Origin of the sequence: Streptomyces sp. PU-14G, from assembly GCF_041028275.1 — a bacterium.
In the GTDB taxonomy this organism is placed as follows: Bacteria; Actinomycetota; Actinomycetes; order Streptomycetales; family Streptomycetaceae; genus Streptomyces.
The window spans coordinates 1-4,298 of the sequence record NZ_JASKYT010000463.1; the positions used below are offsets into that span (position 1 = coordinate 1).

General features: G+C 74.7%; 5 protein-coding genes. 4 read left to right on the forward strand and 1 reads right to left on the reverse strand.

Annotation, left to right across the window (positions count from 1 at the left end; genetic code table 11):
- Positions 1-48 precede the first annotated feature (48 nt).
- Positions 49-726, forward strand: coding sequence for a response regulator (locus AB8Z75_RS31480; protein ID WP_369208006.1), 678 nt, complete (start codon positions 49-51; stop codon positions 724-726).
- A gap of 37 nt (positions 727-763) precedes the next feature.
- Here AB8Z75_RS31480 and AB8Z75_RS31485 read toward each other — a convergent pair whose 3' ends face one another.
- A complete protein-coding gene (locus tag AB8Z75_RS31485) occupies positions 764-1,885 on the reverse strand; it encodes a DUF5937 family protein (RefSeq protein WP_369207998.1) in 1,122 nt (373 codons plus the stop codon).
- A gap of 133 nt (positions 1,886-2,018) precedes the next feature.
- Between AB8Z75_RS31485 and AB8Z75_RS31490 the strand changes: the two genes are divergently transcribed.
- The 3 genes from AB8Z75_RS31490 to panC all read left to right on the forward strand — a co-directional run.
- Complete coding sequence (locus AB8Z75_RS31490) at positions 2,019-2,267, forward strand: hypothetical protein (RefSeq protein WP_369208000.1); 249 nt, start codon at positions 2,019-2,021, stop codon at positions 2,265-2,267.
- A gap of 65 nt (positions 2,268-2,332) precedes the next feature.
- Entirely contained in the window at positions 2,333-3,475 is a 1,143-nt protein-coding gene (locus AB8Z75_RS31495; RefSeq protein WP_369208002.1) for a Rossmann-like and DUF2520 domain-containing protein, read from the forward strand.
- The coding region (gene panC / locus AB8Z75_RS31500; RefSeq protein ID WP_369208004.1) for a pantoate--beta-alanine ligase at positions 3,472-4,298 on the forward strand (827 nt) is incomplete at its 3' end. The genes AB8Z75_RS31495 and panC, both read left to right, overlap by 4 nt.

Below are 4,298 nucleotides of genomic sequence, written 5' to 3' on the forward strand. Positions count from 1 at the left end.
CCCGTCCCCTCSGTCCCCGCTTCCCCCTCGATCGAGAAGGACCCCCGAATGACGATCCGCGTGATGCTCGTCGACGACCAGGCGCTGCTGCGCACCGGCTTCCGCATGGTGCTCACGGCACAGCAGGACATGGAGGTCACGGCGGAGGCGGGCGACGGCGCGGAGGCGCTGGCGATCCTGCGCCAGACGCCGGTGGACGTGGTGCTGATGGACGTGCGGATGCCGAACGTCGACGGGGTCGAGGCGACCCGCCGCATCTGCGAGGGCGGCGAGGGAGGGCCCGGCAGCCCGAAGGTGCTGATCCTGACCACGTTCGACCTGGACGAGTACGCGTTCTCCGCGCTCAAGTCCGGGGCCAGCGGGTTCATGCTCAAGGACGTGCCGCCCGGTGACCTGCTCGACGCCATCCGCGCGGTGCACAGCGGCGACGCGGTGGTCGCGCCCAGCACCACGCGGCGGCTGATCGACCGCTTCTCCTCGGTGCTGCCCGCCACCGCCACCGAGCCGGTCGCCAAGGAGCTGGAACGCCTGACCGAACGCGAGCGGGAAGTGCTCGTCCTCATCGCCCAGGGCCTGTCCAACGGAGAGATCGCCGCCCGGCTGGTGCTCTCCGAAGCGACGGTCAAGACCCACGTGGGCCGCATCCTGGCCAAGCTGGGGCTGCGCGACCGGGTCCAGGCGGTCGTCCTGGCGTACGAGACGGGACTGGTGCGGGCGGGAGGCTGAATCCTCCGGACGTCGGCGGGACCGGCAGGCCCCGGTGTCACCGCAGCACCGTCTCCAGAAAGTCGCTGCCCAGCCGTCCCACGACCTTCACATCGAGCTGGTATTGCACGTACCGTCCGCGCCGCCGGGCGGTGATCAGGCCGGCCTTCTTCAGTACCGCCAGATGCCGGGAGACCTCCGGGGAGCTGAGCGCGTACTGGTCGGCGAGTTCGCTGGTGGAGTAGGGCGCCCGCGCCAGGTTGCGGCACAGCCGCATCCGCATCGGATGGGCCAGTGCCTCCATCCGCAGCTTGAACTGCTCCACCGACAGCGGCCCCGGCAACTCGGGCGCCGCGACCGGATAGTGCACGACGGGCCGCCACCCGTGCCGGTGCAGCACCACCAGGTGCGGCCACTGGTAGATGGAGGGGACGAACGTCACGCCCGGGCCCACCGCGGGGTCCACGGCGGTGGTGCGCGCGCTGGCGAGCTTGTCGGCGTCGATGACGCTGCCCGCCTCGTCGGTCGACAGCGCGGGGGAGACGGCCGCCAGGGTGGCCGCCAGCCCTCGGCGGCGCAGCAGCTCCGTCTTCTCCCGCGCGTCGGCGGTCAGCCGCAGCCGCACCCGGTTCCAGGTGTCGGCGAAGAAGGCCCGGTCGCAGTCCTCGAACAGGCGTCGTATCCAGGACCGCACGGCGGGCGGATCGTCCAACAGCCGCTGGGTGAACCGCTGCTGCTGCGGCCCCCGGGCCGCCGCCAGGTCGAGGGCACGGTCCCGCAGCGCCGGGTCGGCCAGCGGCGAGCGCACCGCGTCCGTTCCGTAGAGCGCACCGCAGGTGAACTCCAGAGCGGCCATGACGTAACTCTCGTCGTCCAGCCGGTCGAGCATGTCCAGATCCTCGCCGAGCGTCCCGCCGGGCTGCGCCGAGGCGTCCCGCAGTCCCGCGAAGCCCAGCAGGATGTCGGAGAAGGTGGTACGCCACAGGAAGTCGGCCTCGCACAGCCGGTCGGCCAGATCCTGCTTGAGCGAGGCGTTGGTGGCGGTCGCCCAGCCGTGCACCCCGGGGTGGTGTCCCGGCTCGGCCAGAGTGTGCAGCGCCGTGCCCAGTTCGGCCAGCGGCGAGGGGGCGAAGACGACACGCTCCAGGGGCAGCCCCGCGATGTGGATGGTGACGCTCATGCCCCCCATCCTGCCCGCTCGAAGCCGCGCCGCTCCGCCCGATTGACCAGCGCCGTCAATCGAACGGGTACCGATTGACCAGGCCCGTCAATGCGCGTGCCTCGGCGGGAGGCGGCGGCGCACCGTCGTGGCCATGAGCATCAGTGAGCAGTACGCGATGGACACCTGGCGGCTCCGCTCCCAGGGGCAGGCGCCGCCACCGGCACCGGGCACGCACGAGGCGAAGCTCCTGCGGGCGTGGTGGGTGGCCCGCAAGGAGGCGAGGAGGGACCTGGGCCGGATCCGCGCCGCCGAGCGTGCCGCCGAACGGGACCGCGAGCGGCACACGGCGGTGACCGAGGCCGCACCCCGACCCCTCCGGCGCCGTGCGCGGAGGGCTTAGCATGGCGAGGTCTCGTCCGGTACCGGCCACTGAGCGGACCGGAACGCATACGGAAGGCCTCTTTCGTGAACGCACACCACCCTCATCACCCGCACTCCGGGGACGGGCCGCGGGGCGCCGGGGGACCCTCGCGGCCCGCGGTCGGCGACGGGCCCGAGCCGTCCGCGCCGGCGCGGGCCGAGGACCGCCCGGCGCGGCTGTCGGTCGGCGTCGTCGGTGCGGGCCGCGTCGGCCCGGCGCTGGCGGCGGCGCTGCGGCTGGCAGGACACCGCCCGGTCGCGGTCTCCGGCGTCTCGGACGCCTCCAGGCGCCGCGCGGCCGAGCTGTTGCCCGGTGTTCCGGTGGTCGGCCCCGACGAGGTGCTGGCCCGCTCCGAGCTGGTCCTGCTGACCGTCCCCGACGACGCGCTGCCGGGCCTGGTCGCGGGCTTGGTCAAGACCGGTGCCGTGCGCCCGGGGCAGCTGGTGGTCCACACCTCGGGGCGGTACGGCGTCTCCGTCCTGGAACCCGCGCTGGCCGCGGGCGCCCTGCCGCTCGCGCTGCACCCGGTGATGACCTTCACGGGCACGGCGGTGGACGTGCAGCGGCTGGCGGGGTGCGCGTTCGGGGTGACGGCGCCCGAGGAGCTGCGGCTGGCGGCCCAGGCGCTGGTCATCGAGATGGGCGGGGAGCCCGAGTGGGTCGCCGAGGAGGCCAGGCCGCTCTACCACGCGGCCCTCGCCATCGGCTCCAACCACCTGGTCACCCTCGTCAACCAGGCCATGGAGCTGCTGCGCACCTCCGGGGTGCAGGCACCGGACCGGATGCTCGGGCCGCTGCTGGGCGCCGCCCTCGACAACGCGCTGCGCTCCGGGGACGCCGCGCTGACCGGCCCCGTGGCCCGGGGAGACGCCGGGACGGTCGCCGCCCACGTCGCCGAGCTGCGCCGGCACGCACCGCGGACGGTCGCGAGCTACCTCGCGATGGCGCGGGCCACCGCCGACCGCGCGCTCGACCACGGCCTGCTCGCGGCTGGGCCCGCCGGTGACCTACTGGACGTGCTCGGCGGCGGCACGGGCGAGCGAGGCGGCGGCACGGGCGGCCCCCACGGAACGGGCAGCGCGGGCGGCCCCCACGGAACGGGCGGAACGGGCGGCCCTTACGGAACGGGCGGAACGGGCGGCACCGACGAGGGGAACGGCGGGGACGACGGGGAGGCCCGCCCATGACCGCGCACGTCGTCACCACCGCCGCCGAACTGCGCGGCCTGCGCGGGGACACCACCACCGAGCGCGCCGTCGTCATGACGATGGGCGCCCTGCACGAGGGCCACGCCGCGCTGGTGCGTGCGGCGCGGGAACGCGTCGGGCCCGGCGGGCAGGTCGTCGTCACCGTCTTCGTCAACCCGCTCCAGTTCGGCGCGGGCGAGGACCTCGACCGCTACCCGCGCACCCTGGAAGCCGACGTGCTGGTCGCCGGCAAGGAGGGCGCGGACCTCGTCTTCGCGCCGCCCGTCGAGGAGGTCTACCCCGGCGGCGAACCCCGGGTACGGGTCTCGGCCGGGCCGATGGGCGACGTCCTGGAGGGCGCCTCGCGCCCCGGGCACTTCGACGGCATGCTCACCGTCGTCGCCAAGCTGCTCCACCTGACCGCACCCGACGCGGCGTTCTTCGGCCAGAAGGACGCCCAGCAGCTCGCCCTCGTCCGCCGCATGGTCGAGGACCTCAACTTCCCCACCGCGATCGTCGCCGTCCCCACCGTCCGCGAGGACGACGGCCTCGCCCTCTCCAGCCGCAACCGCTACCTGGCCGAGCCCGAACGCACCCACGCCCTCGCCCTCTCCCGCGCCCTGCGCGCCGGGGAACAGGCGGCGGGCGCGGGRGMSGSSGAGGGCGTGGGKGCGTTCCGCAGCCGCGGCCACCCCCGGCATAGCCGGCACGGCACTCCCCGCGCCGCCGCCGGGCTGGACCCTGGAGGCCGACGTGGTCGTCGTCGGCTCCGGCGTCGCAGGACTGACCGCCGCGCTGCGCTGCGCGGCGGTCAGTCCTGCGA

Coding starts and splice junctions, on each gene's coding strand:
- AB8Z75_RS31480 (WP_369208006.1), top strand. CDS start 49: ATGACGATCCGCGTGATGCTCGTCGACGACCAGGCGCTGCTGCGCACC.
- AB8Z75_RS31485 (WP_369207998.1), bottom strand. CDS start 1,885: ATGAGCGTCACCATCCACATCGCGGGGCTGCCCCTGGAGCGTGTCGTC.
- AB8Z75_RS31490 (WP_369208000.1), top strand. CDS start 2,019: ATGAGCATCAGTGAGCAGTACGCGATGGACACCTGGCGGCTCCGCTCC.